At 33.6% G+C, this 22,408-nt stretch carries 13 protein-coding genes; 11 read left to right on the forward strand and 2 right to left on the reverse strand.

Annotated elements, in window-relative coordinates:
- Positions 1-3: 3 nt before the first annotated feature.
- Together ACTJIW_RS16130 and ACTJIW_RS16135 are read right to left on the reverse strand one after the other, a co-directional pair.
- The gene (locus ACTJIW_RS16130; RefSeq protein ID WP_440714873.1) at positions 4-888 is read right to left on the reverse strand and encodes a glycosyltransferase; all 885 of its coding nucleotides are present in this window, start codon (positions 886-888) and stop codon (positions 4-6) included.
- Positions 888-1,571 carry a cell division ATP-binding protein FtsE gene (locus ACTJIW_RS16135; RefSeq protein ID WP_044048293.1) on the reverse strand — a complete coding sequence of 228 codons (684 nt, stop codon included), beginning with the start codon at positions 1,569-1,571 and terminating at the stop codon, positions 888-890. The genes ACTJIW_RS16130 and ACTJIW_RS16135 overlap by 1 nt, the downstream gene beginning before the upstream one ends.
- A gap of 308 nt (positions 1,572-1,879) precedes the next feature.
- Between ACTJIW_RS16135 and ACTJIW_RS16140 the strand changes: the two genes are divergently transcribed.
- The 11 genes from ACTJIW_RS16140 to secDF all read left to right on the forward strand — a co-directional run bounded on the left by ACTJIW_RS16140 (position 1,880) and on the right by secDF (position 22,355).
- Entirely contained in the window at positions 1,880-4,894 is a 3,015-nt protein-coding gene (locus ACTJIW_RS16140; protein WP_440714874.1) for a tetratricopeptide repeat protein, read from the forward strand.
- Between the two features lie 85 nt (positions 4,895-4,979).
- Positions 4,980-5,843, forward strand: coding sequence for a PhzF family phenazine biosynthesis protein (locus ACTJIW_RS16145; RefSeq protein ID WP_440714875.1), 864 nt, complete (start codon positions 4,980-4,982; stop codon positions 5,841-5,843).
- Positions 5,844-5,955: 112 nt separating this feature from the next.
- Entirely contained in the window at positions 5,956-7,713 is a 1,758-nt protein-coding gene (locus tag ACTJIW_RS16150) for a TonB-dependent receptor (protein ID WP_440714876.1), read from the forward strand.
- A 130-nt stretch (positions 7,714-7,843) separates the two neighbouring features.
- Complete coding sequence (locus ACTJIW_RS16155; protein WP_440714877.1) at positions 7,844-8,374, forward strand: GNAT family N-acetyltransferase; 531 nt, start codon at positions 7,844-7,846, stop codon at positions 8,372-8,374.
- A gap of 60 nt (positions 8,375-8,434) precedes the next feature.
- Positions 8,435-8,884 carry a hypothetical protein gene (locus tag ACTJIW_RS16160; protein ID WP_440714878.1) on the forward strand — a complete coding sequence of 150 codons (450 nt, stop codon included), beginning with the start codon at positions 8,435-8,437 and terminating at the stop codon, positions 8,882-8,884.
- A gap of 404 nt (positions 8,885-9,288) precedes the next feature.
- Positions 9,289-10,965: an asparagine synthase B gene (gene asnB / locus ACTJIW_RS16165; protein ID WP_012024318.1), complete on the forward strand. Its 1,677-nt coding sequence runs from the start codon at positions 9,289-9,291 to the stop codon at positions 10,963-10,965.
- A gap of 314 nt (positions 10,966-11,279) precedes the next feature.
- A complete protein-coding gene (gene asnB, locus ACTJIW_RS16170; RefSeq protein ID WP_440714879.1) occupies positions 11,280-12,893 on the forward strand; it encodes an asparagine synthase B in 1,614 nt (537 codons plus the stop codon).
- Between the two features lie 201 nt (positions 12,894-13,094).
- Positions 13,095-15,833 (forward strand): M16 family metallopeptidase, encoded by a 2,739-nt coding sequence (locus ACTJIW_RS16175; protein WP_440714880.1) that lies wholly within the window; start codon positions 13,095-13,097, stop codon positions 15,831-15,833.
- 333 nt (positions 15,834-16,166) lie between these two features.
- Positions 16,167-18,107 (forward strand): DNA topoisomerase (ATP-hydrolyzing) subunit B, encoded by a 1,941-nt coding sequence (gene gyrB, locus ACTJIW_RS16180; protein WP_012024321.1) that lies wholly within the window; start codon positions 16,167-16,169, stop codon positions 18,105-18,107.
- Positions 18,108-18,215: 108 nt separating this feature from the next.
- Entirely contained in the window at positions 18,216-19,151 is a 936-nt protein-coding gene (mdh, locus tag ACTJIW_RS16185; RefSeq protein ID WP_073409958.1) for a malate dehydrogenase, read from the forward strand.
- Between the two features lie 228 nt (positions 19,152-19,379).
- Positions 19,380-22,355: a protein translocase subunit SecDF gene (gene secDF / locus ACTJIW_RS16190; RefSeq protein ID WP_440714881.1), complete on the forward strand. Its 2,976-nt coding sequence runs from the start codon at positions 19,380-19,382 to the stop codon at positions 22,353-22,355.
- Positions 22,356-22,408 lie beyond the last annotated feature (53 nt).

Genomic DNA, 22,408 nt, shown 5'->3' on the forward strand with positions numbered 1-22,408 from the left:
AGTTTATTCTTTTAAATCACAATAATACCCCAATTTATAAAAATCTAAAAGATATAAATTAGGATTTTTTGAGGTTAAATTTTTAAGAATCTGCTTTTTACTTTTTTTGTAAATTAATTTAAAAATTCCCGCTAAATGAAGCTTTTTTAAAGTTACACAAACCCTGCTTAGTTTAATGTCTTTGGTATCTATTTTTTGAGAAGAAATTAAATTATGAAGGTTTTTAACAGCTCTTTCGGTCTTTTTAATAAAGTCAATATTGTCTTCATTATTATAATGAACCAGCAGGTTTTCAATATGGGTAACAGGAACAGAATTTAACTGCAGATTTTTTATAAAGACAAGATCTTCGTAACCGTATTCATTTATAAATTCTGGAAAAGGAAACTGCAAAAGAATTTTTCTCTTTAAAAGTAAATTCCAAGTAAATACAAAATCGTAATTGTTTTTTAGTCTTTGATTTAGGGGTTTTATTTCTCTATTTCTCCCATATTTCCAGCGTAGTATTTTTTCTTTTGAAGGAATATCAACAGGATATTTCACACCGCCAAAGATTACATCAGGAGATTCTGCTATTGAATCAATATAAGTTTTAAGATATGATTTGTTTTCTGGCAAAGCATCAGCTTCCATTATCAAAACATATTCATATTTTGATTTAGAACATAATAAATTAAGGTTTTTACCTCTTCCTAAGTTTTCTTGGTTGATAGAAAAACGGCAGTTTTCTAAAAGATTTATCTGATTGTTCTCTTCAATAAATCTCTTGCCGGCATCTTCCTGAACTAGTATTTCATATTCAATTCCTAAATTATCAGCCTGATGTTTAAGTTCTAAAACAAGCCCTAAAACACCATAATTAAAAACCGGAATTAAAATAGAAAGCATTACACGCTTCTTTGCACTACTTCAAAAATTCTTTCATCTTCACATTTTAATGTTTTCGATGGGAATTTCATCAACAAAGCATAATCGTGAGTCGCCATGATAATAGTTTTACCATTGGCATTGATCGTTTTTAAAACCTCTAAAACCTCAGAACTTGTCTGCGGATCAAGATTTCCTGTTGGTTCATCGGCAAGGATAAATTCAGGATCGTTAAGCAAAGCTCTCGCAATGGCAACACGCTGCTGTTCACCGCCGGAAAGCTGGTGTGGCATTTTGTTTAGGAAATCTTTCATTCCAACTTTATCCAAAACTTCATCAATTTTGTATTCCATTGCTTCTTTTTCAACCCATCCGGTTGCTTTAAGAACAAAAAGCATATTGTCTTTAATAGAACGGTCCGGAAGTAATTTGAAATCCTGGAAAACAATACCAATTTTACGTCTCAGGTACGGAATATCTTTTTCTTTTAAAGTTGCCAAATCAAAGTCAACAATATGAGCTTCACCTTCAGTTAAAGGCAGATCAGCGTACAAAGTTTTTAAGAAGCTGCTTTTTCCGGAACCTGTTTTCCCGATGATGTAGATAAATTCACCATGTTGAACATCCAAATTAATATGAGATAAAATTTTTCTTCCTTCTTGATATATAGTGACTTCTTTAAGAGATAGTACGGTTTGTGACATAATAAAATTGATTTGAATGGTAAAAGTAATAAGATAACGATTGGATTCAAAATAAATTTCAATCATTTCTTAAGAAAAATTCTAGAAAAAGGAATGAAAATTTAAATGATAAAGGCAATAGATATTCATTTTAACGGATATGTTAAAAGCTGCTCGCTTATAATAACTTATGTTTGTTATAAAGCTCAGATTTATTTTTTATAATGCGCCTAAATGTCTGTAATTGCATTTTTGTTCATAATAAATTCAAGAAACGTTTCGTTATAAACGGTATAAAATGATAAATTTGAATATTAAATATAACTAAAATGCATAGACTTTCCTGGTTCTTTTTATTCCAAATTATCCTTACTTCGACTATAGCTTCGGCACAAAAATCAGCTATTTATACTTACGAATTAAAGGATTTTGACAAAGCACTGGCTTTATATAATGACAAACAATACGCTTCGGCACAACATATTTTTGAGTATGTAAAAAATAACGCAGCAACTGAAGAAGTAAAATCAGACTGTGCTTATTATATCGCAAACTGTGCAATTAGAACCAATCAGGCAAATGCCGATGCTTTGATGGAAAAATTCGTAGAAGATTACCCAACAAGCACCAAACAAAATCAGGCATATATTGAAGTGGCACAGTATTTCTTTGAGCAAGGAAATTATCCAAAAGCTTTGCAGTGGTTTGACAAAGTAGATGAAAGCTACATGAGCAAAAAAGAATCGGATAAATTTAATTTCCAGAAAGGATACAGTTATTTTAATGCTAAAAAGAAAAAAGAAGCCACAACGTATTTTAATAAAGTCGTAAACTCTCCAGAATACGGTTCGCAGGCCAAATATTATTTAGGATTTATGGCTTATGAAGGCGATGATTACAAGGAAGCAACGAAGTATTTTGATGAGGTTTCGGGCGAAGAAAAATACAAAGAGAAACTTTCGTACTATCAGGCTGATATGAATTTTAAACTAGGAAATTTCCAAAAAGCAATTGATTTAGGCCAAAAAGCAATGGCGAAATCAAATGAAATGGAAAAATCGGAATTGAATAAAATTATTGGTGAAAGTTATTTCAATTTAAAACAATACGATAAAGCCATTCCGTATTTAGAGCAATACGCAGGGAAAAAAGGAAAATGGAATAATACCGATTTCTACCAGTTAGGTTATGCGTATTACGAACAGAAAAATTACGAAAAAGCGATTTCTCAATTCAATAAAATTATTGAAGGGAAAGATTTCGTAGCTCAAAATGCCTATTATCATTTAGGTTTAAGTTATTTAAATACAGGTAAAAAACAAGAAGCTTTAAATGCATTTAAGAATGCATCTGAAATGGATTTTAATGCACAAATTCAGGAAGATGCAGCTTTAAATTATGCTAAAGTGAGTTATGATATTGGAAACGCATATCAAACCGTTCCGGGAATTTTACTTGATTTCTTAAAAAAATATCCAAACAATTCAAACAGGGCAGAAGTAGAAAAACTTTTAGTCGATTCTTATATTTCGACTAAAAACTACAAAGAAGCTTTAGCATTATTAGAAAAAAACAGAACTGCCGAAAATAAAGCGGCGTATCAAAAAGTACTTTTTTACAGAGGAGTTGAATTGTATAATGAATCGAATTATACTGAAGCCGGAAAAATGTTTAAAAGCGCTGCAAGCGAACAAAAAACGCCTGAATTTACTGCACGCGCTACATTCTGGAAAGCAGAAACGGAATATCTTAATGACGATATGCAGAATGCATTGCTGACTTACAAACAATTTGCGGGACTTCCGGCTGCAAAATCTACAGACGAATACAAAAACATCAATTACAATATTGGTTATACGTATTTTAAATTGAAAGAATATGATCAGGCTGCCAGTTCATTTCAGGCACAGATTGACAATAATAAAGAAGATAAAGTACGTTTAAATGATTCGTACCTGCGTTTAGGAGATTCGCGTTTTGTGAATTCTAAATACACGCAGGCAATGGAAGCGTATGGAAAAGCAATGGACGGAAAAAGCGTCGATGCTGATTATGCTCAGTTTCAAAAAGCACTTTCATACGGTTTTATGTCTAAAAATGATCAGAAAATCAGTGAGCTGAACAATTTCCTGAAAATGTATAAAAAATCAGAATACCGCGATGATGTTTTATTTGAATTAGGAAATACGTATGTGGCTGATAAAAAGAATGATTTAGCGATTAAAACTTACGATCAGTTAATTTCAGAATACAAAAACGGTTCGTTTACCTCAAAATCAATCTTAAAACAAGGTTTAATTTATTACAATTCAGATCGTGACGAACAGGCATTGGCAAAATTCAAAAAAGTAGCTGCTGAGTTCCCAAAAACGCCGGAAGCTCTTGAAGCTGTTTCTACAGCCAGATTAATTTATGTTGATTCAGGAAGAGTAGATGAATATGCAACATGGGTTAAAACTTTAGATTTCGTTTCGGTTACAGATGCAGAACTGGATAATGATACTTACGATGCTGCGTTTAAACAATACAGCCAAAGCAACAGCAAAGCTACAATTACAGGTTTTGCAGGTTATATAAGCAAATTCCCTGCTGGTTTACACGCTTTAGAAGCTAATTTTTACTTAGCACAATTGTATTATGCAGAAGGTTCTGAAACTAAATCAGTTTCTAATTACCAATATGTAATCGAACAGCCAAGAAGCGAATTTACAGAGCAGGCGCTAAACAGACTGGCTCAGATTTATTTAAAAGCAAAAGATTGTGATAAAGCAATTCCGGTTTTAGTTCGTTTAGAAAGTGAAGCAGATTATCCTCAAAATAAAAACTTTGCTCAGGCTAACCTGATGAAATGTTATTATGATAAAAAAGACTATGATAATTCAGTAATTGCGGCTGAAAAAGTATTAGCAAATCCTAAATCTGATGCCAACGTAAAAGCCGATGCACAAATTATTGTAGCACGTGCGGCTATTCAAACAGGAGAAGAAGACAAAGCTAAAGCAGCTTATGCAAAATTGTCTACAACTTCAAAAGGAGAATTAGCAGCCGAAGCATTGTATTATGATGCTTACTTTAAAACAAAAGAAGGGAAATTTGAAGCATCAAATACTGCGGTTCAAAAACTAGCCAAAAGTTATTCTGCTTACAAATATTACGGAGCAAAAGGTTTGGTTTTAATGGCGAAAAACTTCTACGGTTTAAAAGACAGCTATCAGGCAACTTATATTCTAGATAACGTGATTAACAACTTTACAGATTATCCGGATGTGGTTGATGAAGCTAAAAAAGAGTTAAGCGCGATTAAATTAGAAGAGTCTAAAACGAATTCATCAATTAATAAATAAGATAATTTTAGAGAGAAGAAGCAAGATTTTATAAATGTCTTGTCTCTTTCCTCTTGATTCTCTAAGAAGAAAAAAAATAAGAACAATGAGTTTACCTTTTTATATAGTTGATGTTTTTGCCGATAAAAAATATGCCGGAAATCAGCTGGCGGTATTTTTAGAAGCCCAAAATTTGAGTTCGGAAGAAATGCAGCAGATTGCACGTGAGATTAATTTTGCCGAAAGCACATTTGTAACCAAACTTGACAGAGAAAATAATAAAGCTGAGATTAGAATATTTACACCAGCTCAGGAAATGCAGTTTGCGGGTCATCCAATAATTGGCACTTCATGGGTTTTGATGAACAAGATTTTTGATAATTCGCCTTCAGAAATTAAACTGGAAGTTCCGATTGGGCCAATTGCTATTCAAAAAACAGAAGATTTGATTTGGCTCAAAGCAGCACAGCCTAAGTTTTGGGATGTTTTCTCAAAAGTTGATTTTACATCTTTTAGTAATCTGCAGGTAAGTGATTTTGAAAATCAATTTCCAATTCAGGAAGTTACAACTGGAAGTGCGTTTGTAATGGTTGGATTAAGCAGTAAAAGAGCACTTGAAAATTTGGTTTTAGATAAAGATAAAACAGATCAATGGCTGAAAAATAATTGTAAAACAAATCACAGAGGCTTATATTTTTATTACCTGGAAGGGGAAAAATTGTTCAGCAGAATGCTGTGCGTTGAAAACAATCAATTGGTAGAAGATGCTGCAACAGGAAGCGCCAGTACGTGTCTGCAGGCTTTTTTGCTAAAATATCATAAACCTGAATTTGAATTAATTAATTATCAGGGAGATTATATTGGCCGTCCATCTGAAATTTATTTCAAAGGAAAATTAACCGATACCAATTATGATATAAATATTGGAGGAAAAGCACAGTTTGTTGCCAAAGGAGATTGGGAAGCTTGATTTATAGAGAATAGAAGCAAGAGTAAAGATTTTAGAAAATAGAATAAAAATATATAGAGAAAATTAGAAATAAAAGAGAAGTCTTTCTTCTTTTCTCTTAAAAAGAAAAAATATGAAATTAAACTGCCGAAATAAAATCACCGTTTTGCTCGTGTTATTTGCTGCCCAGCTTTCGTTTTCGCAAGTTAAGAAAAATGAAAGTATAGGAACTGAAACAGTAAACGTAGTAAAACCTTATTCGCCAACTATATCTGATGCTTTTAAAGTAAAAGAAACTCCATCGCTGGACGATGCAGGAAATCAGCCGAAAGAAACTATAAAATACAGTATTTTGTCTGTTCCTGTAGCTTCGACTTTTACGCCTTCAAAAGGAAATGCACAAGGAGTAGATAAATCAAAAAAAGAAAGATTGTTTAATAATTATGCAACGCTGGGAGTTGGAAATTATGGAACTTTAAACGCTGAATTATTCGTAACTCAGGATTTAGGAAACAATGATTATTTAGCCGGAATGCTGCGCCACCATTCTTCTCAGGGAGGAATTAAAGATGTTAATCTAAATGATGAATTTTACGATACAGGTTTAAATATTGGTTATGGACAAAATAACCGCGATATGTCCTGGGGAGTAGATTTGGGTTATCAAAACCAAGTATATAATTGGTACGGTTTACCTGCCGATTTTGGAATGACTTTAGCGCCGGGAACACAGGAAGATTTAATTAGAGGAATTAATCCAAATCATTCTTATAATACTATTTCTTTGGGCGGAAATGCCGAATTTAATGAAGGAATTTTTAGTAAAATTTCGACAAGATTTACGCATTTCTCAGATAGTTTTTCTTCTTCAGAAAACCGTTTTTACCTAAAACCGACTTTCAAAGTTGATATTATGGATCAGGCAATTAATACAAATATTATTGTAGATCACGTAAGCGGTTCTTTTGAACACAATTATGCCTGGGATAATACAGAACCTTTAAAATATAGTTTGACAAACTTTGGAATCGAACCAAGTTTTGTAGTTCATGAAAATGAGTGGACATTAGAATTAGGGGCAGGATTGTTCTATGCTTTAGATTCTGAAAACAGCGGAAACAAATTTTATATCTATCCAAAAGTAAATGCCTCATATAAATTGGTGGGCGATTTGATGATTTTCTATACAGGAGTAAACGGAGGTTTAAATCAAAACTCATATGCTGATTTTGTAACCGAAAATCCATTTTTGTCTCCAACATTAAACATGAGACCAAGCAGTACACAATACAATGTTTTTGCCGGATTAAAAGGAAAATTGGCTAATAATGTGAGCTATAACTTAACAGGTTCGTATTTAAATGAAAAAAACAAAGCATTGTTTAAAAGCAATGATTATACAGAAGATTTTTCGAACCAGAATTATGCTTTTGGAAACTCGTTTGGGGTAGTTTATGAAGATATCAGAACCTTCCGTTTTTATGGAGAATTAAAAGCTGATTTTTCTCAGAATGTTACTTTTGGAATCAACGGAACTTTTAACAGCTACAATACAGATAACGTGGTTGAAGCCTGGAATTTACCAACAATGAAGCTGAGCTCGACTTTAGATGTTAATATTACCAAACAATGGTATGCTGGTTTAAATGTGTTTTATGTTGGAGAACGTAAAGACATGCAGACTAATTTAGACTTTGGTACAGATCCGGTTATTACGACATTAAAAAGCTATTTTGATGCCAATGCTCATTTAGGATATAAATATAATGAGCGTTTGACTTTTTTCTTAAAACTAAACAATATTGGAAATCAGGCATATCAGAGATGGCTTAATTATCCTGTTCAGGGATTCCAGGTTTTAGTTGGAGGAAACTATAAATTCGATTTTTAAACAGCAAGACTTTATAGATAGTAAGGCACGAAGTTTTTAAAACAGGAAGTGTCTTTTTAGCCATGGGTTCATGAATTTTTGGAGTAGATTCGTGAATTTGTGGCTATTTTTATGATTTAATTTTAAGATAATGAAAGTTCTAATTAGACAAGAAAATAGAAACGATTATAAAAGTGTATTTGAATTAATAGAAAAAGCTTTTAAAAATCAGGAATACAGCGATCACAAAGAACAGTTTTTGGTAGAAAGATTAAGAAAGTCAGAAGTTTTTATTCCGCAGTTATCTATTGTTGCAGAGGTCGACGGGCAAATCGTGGGGCATATTTTATTTACAAAACTGCAGATTGTAAATGAACTCAGTGTTTTTGAATCTTTAGCATTGGCACCCGTTTCTGTTTTACCGGAATTTCAAGGAAAAGAAATTGGTTCAAAACTTATTTTATATGGACACGAACAAGCTGAAAGATTAGGATATAAATCCGTTATTTTGCTTGGGCATGAAGATTATTATCCAAGATTTGGATACCAGCGCTGTGAAAAATATAATATAAAAATGCCGTTTGATGTTCCTGCAGAAAATTGTATGGTTGTACCGCTTGTAAAAGACGGTTTAAAAGAAGTATACGGTAACATTGTTTACCCAGATGTTTTCTTCGAATAAATTTTTAGACAAACAAAAAAACTTTGCACCTTTGTATTTTACATCTTTGTACCTTAAAAAATGACTTTTAAAGAAAAAATATATTCACACTACATACAAATGGTTCAGGACAGGATTGATGTTTTTAGAGACATGATTTCTAATTTAACAGAAGATTCTAAAAACGACGCCAAAGGTTCTGCCGGAGACAAACACGAAACAGCTTTGTCGATGATGCATATCGAACAGGAAAAACTGACCCATAAATTAAAAGAATCCATTGCACAAATAGCTGTTTTAGACAAAATTGATCCAGCCAAAATAACAGAAAATATAGTTTTAGGAAGTTTGGTAAAAGCAAACGGAATTTATTTGTATGTGAGCGTGGCACTTCCAAAAATTACAATTGACGGCATTAATGTTATTGCGCTATCTCCTCAGTCACCTTTAGGAAATCATTTAATGGGCAATAAAGTTGGTTTTGAGTTTGAAATCAATAAAACGCATTATACTATTCAAAGCGTTGAATAATTTAAAATTGGATTATAGAGAACTTTGTCAAAGTTAATTATCTCAAAGTTTGTCATTTCGACAAAGGAGAAATCTTCGCAAGTAACTCCAGTATGTTTGTGTAAACTACAATTCCAGAACAATTTTCTATATCTTCTTTACGAATCTTTTATTTGTAATGGAAAAACTCAAAAATTAATTCAAAAAAATGACTTAAAGTTTCAATTTTAAACCAGTTTTATTCTCAAAATTGAAATTTTTAAGTTTGATGCTTTTTTTAATGCTTAAATTTTACATTTTGTATGTAAAAATAAATTTATGGTTATAAATTGTAATTGAAATTGGTGTTTGTGTTTTTCAATTGTAATCGATACCGCATCTTTGCCCTATCAAAATGAAATTTAAAGTTTTAAAAATATAAAATTATGTGTGGAATTGTATGTGCCTTTGATCTAAAGCAAAAAGCCGAGAGTCTAAGACCTCAAGTATTAGAAATGTCTAAAATCATTCGTCACCGCGGACCAGACTGGAGCGGAATTTACAGTAATGATAAAGCAATTCTTTCTCACGAGCGTCTGGCAATTGTAGATCCAGCTTCAGGAAAACAACCTTTATTTACAGAAGATAAAAAATTGGTTTTGGCTGCAAACGGTGAAATTTACAATCACAGAGATTTGCGTAAACAATTTGAAGGAAAATATAACTTTCAGACTGAAAGTGACTGCGAAGTTATTTTAGCATTATACAGAGAAAAAGGAGTAAACTTTGTTGATGAATTAAACGGAATCTTTGGTTTTGCAATTTATGATGTAGATAAAGATGAGTATTTCGTAGCTCGTGACCACATGGGAATTATTCCATTATATATTGGATGGGATCAGCACGGAACTTTCTATGTAGCTTCTGAGTTAAAAGCTTTAGAAGGATATTGCACAAAAATTGAATTATTCCCTCCAGGACATTATTTATCAAGCAAAGACGGAGAGTTTGTACAATGGTACAAAAGAGACTGGACAGAATATGATGCAGTAAAAGATAACGAAACAAGCATTCCAGAAATTAGAAAAGCATTAGAAGCAGCAGTTCACAGACAATTAATGAGTGACGTTCCTTACGGAGTTTTACTTTCTGGAGGTTTAGATTCTTCTATCACTTCGGCTGTAGCCAAAAAATTTGCACAAAAAAGAATTGAGTCAGATGATACTACAGATGCCTGGTATCCGCAATTGCATTCTTTCTCAGTTGGATTAGAAGGTTCTCCGGATTTAGCTGCAGCTAGAAAAGTAGCAGATCATATTGGAACTATTCACCACGAAATTAAATTCACAATCCAAGAAGGTTTAGATGCCGTTCGTGATGTAATTTACAACCTTGAAACGTATGATGTAACTACAGTAAGAGCTTCAACTCCAATGTGGTTAATGGCTAGAGTTATCAAATCTATGGGAATCAAAATGGTTCTTTCCGGAGAAGGAGCAGATGAGTTATTTGGAGGATATTTATATTTCCACAAAGCACCAAACGCTAAAGAATTCCACGAAGAAAACGTTCGTAAATTAGGAAAACTTCATATGTACGATTGTTTACGTGCCAACAAAAGTTTGGCAGCGTGGGGAATCGAAGGCCGTGTACCATTCTTAGATAAAGAATTTATGGATGTTGCAATGCGCATCAACCCGCAAGATAAAATGATTAACAAAGAACATCCAATGGAAAAATGGGTTGTTCGTAAAGCTTTTGAAGATATGCTTCCTGAAAGTGTGGCATGGAGACAAAAAGAGCAGTTTTCTGATGGAGTAGGATACAGCTGGATCGATACTTTAAAAGAAGTTGTGGCAAGAGAAGTTTCAGACGAGCAATTAGCAAACGCAAGATTCAAATTCCCATTACAGACTCCAACTTCAAAAGAAGAATATTACTATCGTTCTATCTTCTCAGAACATTTCCCAAGCGATGCTGCAGCATTATGCGTTCCGCAGGAAGCAAGTGTTGCCTGCAGTACAAAAATTGCTTTAGAGTGGGATGAAGCGTTTAAAAACTTAAACGATCCTTCAGGAAGAGCAGTAGCAAATGTGCATGATGATGCTTATGTAAAAGCATAAATGAGTTAATTATTAGAATTAGTATATATATTGCTGGAAAAACGTTCTCTACCGAGGGCGTTTTTCTTGTCTTAAATTGTTAAATTCTATATTTTCAGTTCTTTATAAAATGGAATCAATAATTAATTGACTTACTTTTTTTATATTTGGCATTCGCCGGAATAAAGTTAAAGCCGCTTGATTTTAGTATTGAAAAGGGCAGGAAAGAAAAAAATAATATTTAGATTTGCCTGCAATAGAAAATTTTAATGATTTTTTAATGTTCAGCTTATTTTAAGTTGACACAGAAGAATAAAAATATAAAATAGATTAGTATGTCTGGATTATTGGCCGTTATTGGTAAAGGAAAAGACCCGCAGCTTGTTAAAGAACTTTCTAACAGAATGTCACACCGTGGCCCGGATGAAAGCGATTTGCATATTATGGAAAATGGAAGTATACTTTGTCATGAAAGTCTGTCTATTATCGATCTGCATTCGGGAAAACAGCCTATTCAGGGAACGAACAAAGCGTGGATGGTTCACGATGGTGAAATTTATAATTATCAGGAATTAAAAAACACAATTTTAAAAGATCATACTTTTAGAACCAATTCAGATTCAGAAGTTATCGTGCATTTATATGAAGAGTTTGGATATGATTTTTGCAACAAACTTGACGGTGATTTTGCTTTCGTAATTATCGACGGTGATAATTATATTGCAGGAAGAGATCCAATTGGAGTAAAACCTCTATATTATGGATTAGATGAAAGAGGAAGAATTTATTTTTCTTCAGAAATGAAATCAATTGCCGATCAGTGTAAATCATTTTCAACTTTTCCTCCAGGGCATTATTATACAGTAAAAAGCGGTTTTGTAAAATATTATCATCCGGAATACGAAGATCATTTAAAGGCTGATCAGCCGCTTGATTTTGGATTAATCCGCAAGAGTTTAATCGAAGCCACACGCAAACGTTTAATAGGCGAAGTTCCTGTTGGAGTTGTATTATCCGGTGGTTTAGATACTTCTTTAATTTCTTCTGTAGCTTCAAGACTGCTAAAAGAAAACGGCAAAAAACTGCCGTCTTTTTCTATCGGTTTAGATGCTGATGCGCCAGATAATATTTCGGCTAGAAAAGCAGCAGAATTTTTAGGTACAGATCATCATGAAATACATTTTACTGTAAAAGAAGGAGTAGAAGCTTTAGAGCAGGTTATTGCATCTATAGAAACCTATGATATTATTTCTGTTCGTTCAGGAGTTCCAATGTATTTATTGTCTAAAGCAATCAGCGAAAAAGGCGTAAAAGTAATTTTGTCAGGAGAAGGCGCCGATGAAATTTTTGGAGGGCATTTGTATTTTAGAAATGCGCCTTCGACAGAAGAATTTCAGGACGAAACTATCGAAAGAGTTCAAAAACTATTTACAGCAGATTTACTTCGTGCGGATAAAACAACAATGGCTAACGGAATCGAAGCCAGAGTTCCGTTTCTTGATAAAGATTTTTTAGATGTTACCATTCGAATTAAAACCGAAGAAAAACAGCCAAAAACTTACGATGGAGTTGAAAAATATATTTTAAGAAAAGCATTTGATACTCCCGAAGATCCTTATTTGCCTGCAGAAGTTTTGTGGAGACAAAAAGAGCAGTTTTCTGATGGAGTAGGATACAACTGGGTTGATGAGTTGATAGAGTATTGTGATTCGCAGGTTACAGATGAACAATTGGCTGGTGCAAGTGCAGAATTTCCATACAATACACCAACAACAAAAGAGGCGTATTATTACAGATCGATTTTTCATAAATATTATCCACAGGTCAGTGCGGCGCAAACCGTTCGTAAATGGATACCAAAATGGCAGGAAAATCAAGATCCAAGCGGAAGAGCTAACGCAGCACACTTAAAAGGAAATTTTGAGAATGTAAAATCAGTAGCTGTTTAAAAAGTATTTTAAAAAATAAATTCCAAGTGGAATTTCAAAACATAAAACCGAAACAGATATAGGATCTCGTTTCGGTTTTTTTATGCGTGTAATTAAGATTTTTTTGTAATTCCTAAATCTTAGTTAATGTAGGTTTTTACTTTAGGAAAAATATTATATTTGGTTATCATTAACAAATTAATAACCAATCCATCACAACCTATGAAAAACGTATTACTAGGTGGAATTTTATGCTGTGCATTAATTTCATTGAGTCCTGTTTGTGCCCAAAAAAAGGTCGAAGTGCCTAAATACATTACCAATATTGAAGGTGTTAAAGAATATTCTTTAAACAACGGATTAAAAATTCTTTTAATTCCAGATGCTTCTCAGAGCAATATGGTCGTTAATATCGTTTATAATGTAGGTTCCAGAAATGAAGGCTATGGTGAAAAAGGAATGGCGCATTTGCTGGAACACATGCTTTTTAAGAGTACTAAGAATTTAGGCGATATTAAAAAGATGTTGTCAGACAAAGGAGGAAATGCAAACGGAACCACCTGGTTAGACAGAACAAACTATTACGAAGTTTTTCCATCAAGTGATGAAAACTTAAAATGGAGCATCGAAATGGAAGCCGACAGAATGATTCATGCTACCATTTTACAGTCTGATCTTGACAAAGAATTCTCAGTAGTTAGAAATGAGTTTGAAATAGGAGAAAATAATCCTGATGGAGTTTTGCAGGAAAGAATTCTTTCTACAGCTTATTTGTGGCATAATTACGGAAACAGCACCATAGGAAGTAAAGAAGATATTGAAAGAGTAAAAGCAAATACGCTGCGAGTTTTTTATGAAAAATACTATCAGCCGGATAACGCAACTCTTATAATTGCAGGAAAATTTGATGAAAAGAAAGCACTGCAGTATGCAGGCCAGTATTTTGGAGCAATCCCTAGACCAAAAAGAGTTTTAGATAAAACTTATACAATTGAACCGGCTCAGGATGGAGAAAAATATGTTGAACTTAAAAGAGCCGGAGACAGCAAAAATGTTGGAGCTTTGTACCACACGGCATCGTATGCAGATAAAGATTACGCAGCAATAGATGCGTTAGGCGAAATTTTAACAGCAGATCCATCAGGTTATTTGTATAAATCTTTAGTCGAAACACAAAAAATATCCAGTATTTATTTTTGGCAGCCTACAGTAAGAGATGCCGGATTTATTTATTTTGGAGCCGCATTGCCGAATGATAAAGATGTAAAAGAAACGAAAGAACTTATTAGAACTGAGCTGGATAAAATTGCATCAACAAAATATACAGATCAGGATATAAGCAGAGCAAAAGCTAAAATTATTAAGCAGATTGAGGCGGTAAAAAACAATACAATTTCGTATGCTGTAAACATGACAGAAATTGTTGGAGCCGGCGATTACAGACTCGGTTTTTTATATAGAGATGCAATTGAAAACCTTACAAAAGAAGATGTTCAAAGAGTAGCCGAGAAATATTTTAAAGCTAATAACAGAACAGTTGGTATTTTTATTCCGTCAAAAGATGAAGTAAGAGTAAAACCAAACGAATATACTGATGAACAGTTATCAGCATTAATTAAAGATTACAAAGGAAAAGCACTTGAAAAAGAAGCTGCGCCGTTTGAAGCCTCTATTAAAAATTTAAAACAAAATTTTGCTGAAGGCAAATTAAACAACGGTATTAAATACGGATTAATTAAAAAAGAAATCAAAGGCGGAAAAGTTCAGGCAAGTTTTAGATTCCCGGTGAGCAACGAAAAAGATTTAACAGATAAAAGCGATATTGCCGGTATTCTTGCCCAGTTATTAAAAACAGGAACAAAAACACAATCTAAAGAGCAGATCCAGGATCGATTAGATCAATTGAAATCTTCAATTAATTTTAATTTTTCGAGACAAACTTTAACTGTCAATATCAATACTTATAAAGAAAATTTTAAGGAAGTAATGGGAATTTTAGCAGACCTGCTGACTAATTCAACTTTTCCTGAAAATGAACTTACCAAAACAATCAGTGAGTATAATACTTATTTAGAGTCTAGTTTAAACGATCCGCAGGCTGTGGCATTTACTGAAATTACAAGGTCAACAACAAAATATCCAAAAGGAAATATGTTTTATACACCAACGATTCAGGAACAGATAGATGCTTTCAAAAAAATAAAACAATCAGAAATTGTTGATTTTTATAAAAATGTTTTAGGCGGAAATAATGGTGTAGGAAGTGTAGTAGGGGATTTAGATGCCAAAACTACAGGAGAAATTTTAGAAAGCACATTTGGAAAATGGAATTCTAAGGCGAAATATGAACTTGCTTTGCCAACTTATTTTGAAACACAAAAATTAGACAAAGACATTATTACTCCAGACAAAGAAAATGCGGTTGCTTTAGGAAGAATCAGTTTTAAAATGGATAGAAACAGTGCTGATTATCCTGCATTTGTTATGGCAAATGAGATGTTAGGAAGCGGAGGTTTTTTAAGTGCCAGAATTCCGATGAGATTAAGAGAAAAAGAAGGAATCAGTTATGGAGCAGGCTCTTTTGCAGATATTCCAATTACAAACAATGTGGCTTCATGGAGTTATTATGCTTTTTTAAATCCAACGAAAAAAGGCGCTGTTGAAACTGCAGCAAAAGAAGAAATTGCAAAAGCAATAAAAGATGGATTTACAGCAGAAGAACTAAAGTCTAATCTAACCAGCTGGCAAAACGAAAGAAAAACAAGATTAGGAGTTGACGGTACATTAATGGAACTGTCAAATAATTATTTACAATACGGAGTGCCTTTAGAAGATTATGATACTTTGGAAACAAAAATCAAAGCTTTAAAAGTTGAAGAAGTAAATAGTGTGTTGAAGAAATATCTTTCATTAGATAAAATGACTTCAGTTTATGCTGGAGATTTTAATAAGAAAAACTAAAGAAGGAAAATTTCAATATAAAAAAATCCAAATTCCAGTTTAGGAATTGTGAGATTAATACCGAAATGCATTTCACAATGTCATTTCGGTTTTTTATGCTGTTATTAGGATTTGAATTTGGGATTTCAAAATTGATTTTTGTGTTATTCCTATTTTTAGAATTTGGAATTTATGAATTTTGAATTTAAAATTCACTTTTGGAATTATTTTTTGGTTTTTCAGACAATTGTGTTAATAACTTAAGCGCTTTAAGTCGGAATTTTATGGGTATATACCCCGCGTTTTTATATATTTGCGTGTTAGACAGTAAATACATTTTTTAGAATAAATTATATGAGCGAAGAAATCAAGAAGAACAATTATTCAGCAGATAGTATTCAGGCATTAGAAGGAATGGAGCACGTAAGAATGCGTCCATCGATGTATATTGGAGATGTAGGAGTTCGAGGGCTTCACCATTTGGTTTACGAGGTTGTTGATAACTCTATTGATGAGGCGATGGGAGGACATTGTGATACTATTGGTGTTACAATAAACGAAGACGGTTCGGTTACAGTTGAAGATAACGGTCGTGGTATTCCAGTTGATTTACATAAAAAAGAAGGAGTTTCAGCACTTGAGGTTGTAATGACTAAAATTGGTGCCGGAGGTAAATTCGATAAAGATTCGTATAAAGTTTCCGGAGGACTTCACGGAGTTGGGGTTTCTGTAGTAAATGCACTTTCGGTTCACATGAAATCGACTGTATTTAGAGAAGGAAAAATCTATGAGCAGGAATACGAAAGAGGAAAATCATTATATCCGGTAAAACAAATTGGAGAAACAGATAAAAGAGGTACACGTCAGACCTTTTTTCCAGATGATACTATTTTCCAGCAGACTACAGAGTTCTCTTATGATACTTTATCAGCTCGTATGCGTGAGCTTTCTTTCTTAAATAAAGGAATTACGATCACGTTTACAGATAAAAGAGAAGTAGATGACAAAGGCGAATTTAAAAGCGAAGTTTTTCATTCAGATGAAGGTCTTAAAGAATATATCCGCTATTTAGATGGAAACCGTGAGCCAATTATTTCTCACGTAATCAGCATGGATCACGAAAAAGGTGAAATCCCGGTTGAGGTTGCCTTAATTTATAATACAAGTTATTCTGAGAATATTTTCTCTTACGTAAATAACATTAATACACACGAAGGAGGTACACACCTGCAAGGTTTTAGAAGTGGTTTAACAAGAACACTTAAAAAATACGCTGATGCTTCTGGATTGTTAGATAAATTGAAATTTGAAATTTCGGGAGATGACTTCCGTGAAGGTTTAACAGCTATTATTTCGGTAAAAGTTTCTGAGCCTCAGTTCGAAGGACAAACAAAAACGAAACTTGGAAACAGAGAGGTTGTATCTCCGGTTTCTCAGGCAGTTGGAGAAATGCTTGAAAATTATTTGGAAGAAAATCCAAATGATGCTAAAATAATTATTCAAAAAGTAATCTTAGCAGCTCAGGCTCGTCACGCGGCGAAAAAAGCACGTGAAATGGTACAGCGTAAAACTGTTATGGGCGGCGGCGGATTACCAGGGAAATTATCAGATTGTTCTGAGCAGGATCCGGCAAGATGTGAGGTTTACTTAGTCGAGGGAGATTCGGCTGGTGGAACAGCAAAACAAGGACGTGACCGTAACTTTCAGGCGATTTTACCATTACGTGGTAAGATTTTGAACGTTGAAAAAGCGATGCACCATAAAGTGTTCGAAAACGAAGAGATTCGTAATATCTTTACTGCTTTAGGAGTTACCGTTGGTACAGCAGAAGACAGTAAAGCTTTGAATATTGAAAAACTTCGTTACCACAAAGTAATCATTATGTGTGATGCCGATGTCGATGGAAGCCACATTTCTACCTTAATATTAACGTTCTTCTTCCGTTTCATGAAAGAGCTTATAGAAGAAGGTCACGTTTATATCGCAGCACCGCCTTTATACTTGGTTAAAAAAGGAAACAAAAAAGAATACGCATGGAATGACGTTCAACGCGATCAGGCCAATGAAAGAATGGGAGGAAGCGCAAACATTCAGCGTTATAAAGGTCTTGGAGAGATGAACGCAGAACAATTGTGGGAAACAACCATGGATCCTCAATTTAGAACTTTGCGTCAGGTAACAATCGATAGTCTTGCAGAAGCAGATAGAGTTTTCTCTATGTTAATGGGAGATGAGGTACCGCCTCGTAGAGAATTTATCGAGAAAAATGCAGTTTACGCAAATATCGATGCCTAATAAAAAATAACTTTCAATTCGTTTAATTGTTTAAATTTACTTAAACGATTAAACGAATTGTTAATTTATAAAACAAACAAATTATTAATAACCGATAAAGTAAAAAATATGAAAGTTACCATTGTAGGAGCAGGAAATGTTGGAGCTACTTGCGCAGATGTTATTTCTTATAGAGGAATTGCAAGCGAGGTTGTATTGTTGGATATTAAAGAAGGTTTTGCCGAAGGAAAAGCGTTGGATATTACACAATGTGCGACAAATACTGGTTTTAATACAAAAGTGTCTGGCGTTACCAACGACTATTCTAAAACCGCTGGAAGTGATGTAGTGGTTATTACATCAGGAATTCCAAGAAAACCAGGAATGACTAGAGAAGAATTAATTGGTATTAATGCAGGGATTGTGAAAACAGTTGCTGAAAATGTACTGAAATATTCTCCAAACACTATAATTGTTGTAGTTTCTAACCCAATGGATACTATGACATATTTAGCTTTAAAAGCTACAGGACTGCCAAAAAACAGAATTATAGGTATGGGCGGGGCATTAGACAGCTCTCGTTTTAGAACTTATTTATCTTTGGCTTTAGATAAACCTGCAAATGATATTTCTGCGATGGTAATTGGAGGTCATGGCGATACAACCATGATTCCGTTAACACGTTTGGCTTCTTATAATGGAATTCCGGTTTCGCAGTTCCTTTCAGAAGATGTACTGCAAAAAGTAGCAGCAGATACTATGGTTGGCGGTGCTACGCTTACAGGTCTTTTAGGAACTTCAGCGTGGTATGCTCCGGGAGCTTCTGTTGCTTATTTAGTAGACAGTATCCTAAACGATCAAAAGAAAATGATTGCCTGCTCAGTTTTCGTAGAAGGCGAGTACGGACAAAATGATATATGTATAGGTGTACCGTGTATAATTGGTAAAAACGGTGTAGAAGAAATTGTAGATATCAATTTAAATGACCAGGAAAAGGCTTTATTTGCTAAAAGCGCAGATGCGGTTCGTGGTATGAATGATGCTCTAAAATCGATTTTAGTGTAATAAAAACAGGAAAAAAAGGAAAAGGCTGCACTTTTGCAGTCTTTTTTTTGAGATTAATTAATAAATAAATTGGTTAATCTTTCCGTTAATTATATATTTGCTCGATTTAAAAAAAATGCAGTAATTCGTGATCTCGATTTTTTAGTTTTAAAAACTCATGTCAGGGCTTATTTTTAGGGAATTTAAAACCAAAAACAAACAATAAAACATAATTAATTTTTAGTAATAATGCAGAATAAAGGACTTATTAAATTTTTCGCAATTCTATTTGCATTGGTAAGTATTTACCAACTATCATTCACTTTTGTGGCAAATAATGTCAAAGGTGAAGCTAAAGCTTTTGCAGGAGATAATCCTGATAAAGAGCTGAAATATTTAGATTCTATCGGTAAAGAAAAAGTATTCAGTCTTGGTTTTACAGACTTCACTTATAATGAAGTAAAAAACAAACAGCTAAATAAAGGTCTTGACTTAGAAGGAGGAATCAACGTTATTCTTCAAATCTCTGTTAAAGATGTATTAAAAGGTTTAGCGAATAATTCTAAAAATCCGGTATTTAATAAATCATTAGCTGATGCAACTGCGAACTTAGAAGGAAATAAGACCTATTTAAATAAATTCTTCGAAGCTTTTGAGGCTAACTCAAAAGGAACTGTAAAATTGGCTTCGCCAGATATTTTTGCAAACAGAAGTTTACAAGGAGACGGTGGTATCGATTTTCAAATGACTGATGCACAAGCTCAAAAAGTTATCAAAAGAAAAGTTGATGAGTCTATCGAAAGTGCTTACAAAGTATTAAGAGAGCGTATCGACAAATTTGGTGTAACACAGCCAAACATCCAAAAATTAGGAGAAACAGGAAGAATCTTAGTAGAGCTTCCAGGTGCTAAGGATGTAGACAGAATTAAAAAATTATTAGGAGGAAAAGCTCAATTAGAGTTCTGGGAAACTTTTAAAATTGAAGAAGTTGGTAACTTTTTAGTTGCTGCTAACGAAGCTTTAAAAAAGACAGAAGTTAAGAAAACAGAAACTAAAGCTGTGGCTAAAGATTCATTGAATGCTTTATTAACAGATAGCTCTAAAGATTCTCTTGACGCTAAAAAAGGAAATAATCCTTTATTTGACAAAATGATTGTTCAGGGTGGTGGTCCGGTTTTAGGATACTTCGCTACTAAAGATACTGCAGCAATCAACGGTTATTTCAAAAGACCAGATATTAGAATTTTATTGGGTGCTGACCAACACAATGCAAAATTTGTTTGGAGCAAACCAACTACTATAAAAGATGCTAAAGCAAAAGAAGTTGAAGCTGTAGAATTATACGCTTTAAAAGGAAACAGAGATAACGTACCAGCTATGAGCGGTGGTGTTGTAACTGATGCAAAAGATACTTTTGACCAAATGGGTAAACCAGCTGTTTCTATGCAAATGAACAGCCAGGGAGCGAAAGTTTGGGAAGAATTAACAGGAAGAGCTTTCTCTCAAAAAGGTTATATCGCTATTGTTTTAGATAACATCGTTTATTCTGCGCCAGGTGTTACAAGCGGTCCAATCGCTGGAGGAAGATCTGAAATTACAGGTTCTTTTGATGTTGCTGAAACAAAAGATTTAGCTAACGTATTAAATGCAGGTAAATTACCAGCATCTGCAGACATTATTCAATCTACAGTTGTAGGACCATCTTTAGGTCAGGCTGCAATTGATGCAGGAACAATTTCATCTGTATTAGGTTTCTTATTAGTTTGTGTTTGGATGGTATTCTATTATGGTAAAGCTGGATGGTATGCAAACCTTGCTTTATTATTAAACTTACTATTCTTATTCGGAATTATGGCAAGTTTTGGTTTCGTACTTACATTGCCGGGTATTGCAGGTATCGTATTAACATTAGGTACTGCGGTAGATGCGAACATCATTATATATGAAAGAGCAAAAGAGGAATTACGTGAAGGTAAATCATTATCAGAAGCTGTAGCAGCATCTTACGGATGGCACGGAGCAATGCGTTCTATTATTGATGCTAACGTAACTCACGTTTTAACTGGAGCGATCTTATTTATTTTTGGAACAGGACCAATCAAAGGTTTCGCGTTAACATTATTAATTGGTATCGTAACTTCATTGTTTACTTCTATCTTTATTGCTAGAATTTTCATTGACAGAAATATTGCAGGAAAAGCTGATTTAACTTTCTCTACAAGTATTACTAAAAACTGGTTTACAAACTTCCACTTTGACTTTATTAAAGTTAAAAAATTCACTTACATTTTCTCTTCTATAGTAACAGTAGTAAGTTTAACTTCTATCTTCTTTATTAACGGATTAGATGAAGGTGTAGATTTTGTTGGAGGTAGAACTTTCCAGGTTAAATTTGAAAAACCAATCGATGCAACTGTAGTTTCAGATGAATTATCTGCTGCTTTTGGTACTCCGGTTGAAGCTAAAATTTTAGGTGATGACGATCAGTTGAAAATCACAACTAAATATAAAATTAAAGAAGACGGTGTAGCTATAGACGAAGAAGTGAACCAAAAATTATACAAAGCATTACAAAAGTATTACCCAAATACTTCTTATGATAAATTCATCAACTCTTTTGACGGTAAAAAAGTTGGAGTTTTACAAGCTTCTAAAGTTGGAGCTTCTATCTCAGAAGATATTAAAACAAACTCTTACTGGGCAGTACTTGGAGCAATGGCAGTTATTTTCTTATACTTAATGGTATCTTTCCGTAAATGGCAGTATTCATTAGGTGCGATTGCAGCTGTTGCACACGACGTAATCTTCGTATTAGGAATCTACTCTTTATGCTACAAGTTCATGCCATTCCACATGGAAATGGACCAGCATTTCATCGCTGCGATCTTAACGGTAATTGGTTACTCGATGAACGATACTGTAATTGTATTTGACAGGGTAAGAGAGTTTATCATCGGAAACCGTAAAGGAAGTTTTGAAGATATCGTAAATGCTTCTATTAACACTACATTATCTAGAACATTGAATACTTCATTAATGATGATCATTGTATTATTAACGATGTTTATCTTTGGTGGTGAGTCAATCAGAGGATTTATCTTTGCAATGTTAATTGGAATTATTGTAGGTACTTATTCTTCATTATTTATCGCTACTCCAGTATTGGTAGATACGATTTCAAGTGATGAAAAACACACAATCGAAGACAAACATAATAAAGCATAATTAAAAGCTTAAATTATATTAAAAAGATCCAGTGAAAGCTGGATCTTTTTTTT

The sequence above is a fragment of the Flavobacterium sp. 22659 genome (assembly GCF_052044235.1).
Taxonomy (GTDB): Bacteria; Bacteroidota; Bacteroidia; order Flavobacteriales; family Flavobacteriaceae; genus Flavobacterium; species Flavobacterium johnsoniae.